Source organism: Marinobacter aromaticivorans, assembly GCF_002806975.1.
Taxonomy (GTDB): domain Bacteria; phylum Pseudomonadota; class Gammaproteobacteria; order Pseudomonadales; family Oleiphilaceae; genus Marinobacter; species Marinobacter aromaticivorans.
Map to the genome: position 1 here is coordinate 1 of NZ_NIHD01000034.1, position 2,044 is coordinate 2,044.

Annotated in this window: 2 protein-coding genes; both read right to left on the reverse strand. The window is 60.0% G+C overall.

What is annotated here, in order from left to right; translation table 11 throughout:
• Positions 1–41: 41 nt before the first annotated feature.
• A complete protein-coding gene (locus CDH48_RS18990) occupies positions 42–821 on the reverse strand; it encodes an enoyl-CoA hydratase/isomerase family protein (RefSeq protein WP_100690259.1) in 780 nt (259 codons plus the stop codon).
• A complete protein-coding gene (locus tag CDH48_RS18995; RefSeq protein ID WP_100690260.1) occupies positions 818–1,999 on the reverse strand; it encodes an acyl-CoA dehydrogenase family protein in 1,182 nt (393 codons plus the stop codon). The genes CDH48_RS18990 and CDH48_RS18995 overlap by 4 nt, the downstream gene beginning before the upstream one ends.
• Positions 2,000–2,044: the final 45 nt, after the last annotated feature.

Here is a 2,044-nt window from a genome sequence, read left to right on the forward strand (position 1 = left end):
AAGCGTTGTTCGTCGTTCAGTATGAAATCCATGGTTCTTCCTCAGCACTTAAAAGCCGGCTTGCGCCGGTCCTCGAAAGCATCAAGTCCTTCGGCAACGTCGTTGCCGGGTAGGGCGCGCACCGCTGCGTCGCGCTCAAGCCGCATCTGTTGGTCTATCGTCATGTCTGCACCTTCGCGGGCCAGCCGTTTCATCTCGGCAATACCAGGGCGCGAGCGGGTGCCGATGGTCTGGCAATAGTCCAACGTGGCCTCATGCAGATCCGCATCTGGAACAATATAATTGACCAGACCGACCTCCCTGGCCTCGTCCGCCTTGAGCCAGCGCGCCGAGTACATCAGGTCGAGCGCCCGGCGCTGGCCCATTAACCGTGTCAGCCGCTGCGAACCGCCCCAGCCGGGGATCAGACCGAATTGCGCATGCTGATCGCCGAATTGCGCGCTCTCGGCGGCAAAGCACACGTCGCAGGCCAGCATCAGCTCGATCCCGCCGGCCAGACATAGCCCCTGCACGGCGACGACGACAGGGAGGGTGCTCGTCTCGAGCGCGCGGAGGTTTTTCATGCCAGAGGCGATGAAATGATCCAGCGCGGCCGGATCGTTTAATTTGCCCTTCACTTCGGTGAGATCGGCGCCGGTGCAGAAGTGCTTACCCTGTGCACGAATGAGGATCGACCGCACTTCCCGATTGGACTCGAATTTTGTGCGCGCGTCCGATATCCGATTATGCACTTCCAGTGACAGGCAATTGAATTTCTCCGGGCGTGCCAGTTCGATGATGCCGACGCTGCCCTCATTGAATGCGTCGATCACACCACTCATTTTGCCGCTCCCTTTGCCTTCTTGTCGTACTGAAGCGCCATCCGCCCGACCTTTTCGCGGGCAATCACCAGTTTCTGGATTTGCGCGGTGCCATCGCCGATCTGCAGGCCGAGAACGTCGTTGTAACGTTGATGATGGGGCAGGTCAGTGGTATAGCCGTAGTGCCCATGCAGGATCAGGCACTGATGAAGAATCTCGCAGGCGGTCTTCGGCAAGTACCATTTGCACATCGCCGCCTCGGCGGTGTGGGGCAGGCCGCGGTCGCGCAAATCCAGCGTATAATAGCAAAGCTGGCGCATCATGGTCAGTTGGGTTTCGGCCTCGGCCAGGGGGAAACTGACGCCCTGATATTGCACGATGGGCGCGCCGAAAGCCTCGCGTTCCCGGACATAGGCCCAGGTCTCGTCCACCGAGGCCTGCGCCGCGCCCAGACATTCCAGGCCGATCAGCGCGCGGGAATAGTCGAATCCCGACATGATTGTGGCAAAGGCGCGATCCTGTTCGGCCATCATGTTTTCGGCCGGCACGAAGACGTCGTCGAAAAACACCGATCCGCGCCCGACAGGCTTGGTGCCGATGTCGTCAAAATGCGTGCGGCTGATGCCGTCCTGGTTCAGATCGACAAAAAAGGCACTGACGCCGCGGGAGCCCCCGTCAGGATCGCCCGTGCGCGCGAAAACGACGGCTGCGTCGGCCTGGCTGGCAAAGCTCATTGACGTCTTTTCGCCGCTCAGCCGCCAGCCGTTTCCGGACTTTTTGGCCCTGAGAGTCAGGTTCGCCGCATCCGATCCGCCCCGCGGCTCCGTCAGGCCCAGGCCGATGACGGCATCACCCGAAATAACCTTGGGCACCCACTCTGACGCGATTTCCCTGGAGGCGTGCCTGGCCACCATCCCTCCCATGAGAGAGCCTAGAAGCTGCACATAGCTTGCGTTGAAATCGGCATAGGCAATCTCTTCGACAATGAGGCCTGCAGTGACCGAGCTTTCGCCAAGCCCGCCGAATTCCTCAGGCAGATCCGGCGCAATCAGACCCAGCGCGCCCATTTCCTTTATCAGCGCACGATCAAGGACGTGGCCGCGTGCGCGCTCCTGGTAGCCGGGTGCCAGTTTTTTTGTGGCGAATTGCTTCGCGGTTTCGCGAAACGCCTTTTGATCTTCTGTTGGCTGGAATTGCATCGGCGCTCCTTGTCATCAATGACCGGAAATATGCTTTGGTAAAAA

Excerpts from the sequence above, each read along its gene's own strand:
- CDH48_RS18995 (WP_100690260.1), bottom strand. The coding sequence starts at position 1,999 with ATGCAATTCCAGCCAACAGAAGATCAAAAGGCGTTTCGCGAAACCGCG.
- CDH48_RS18990 (WP_100690259.1), bottom strand. The coding sequence starts at position 821 with ATGAGTGGTGTGATCGACGCATTCAATGAGGGCAGCGTCGGCATCATC.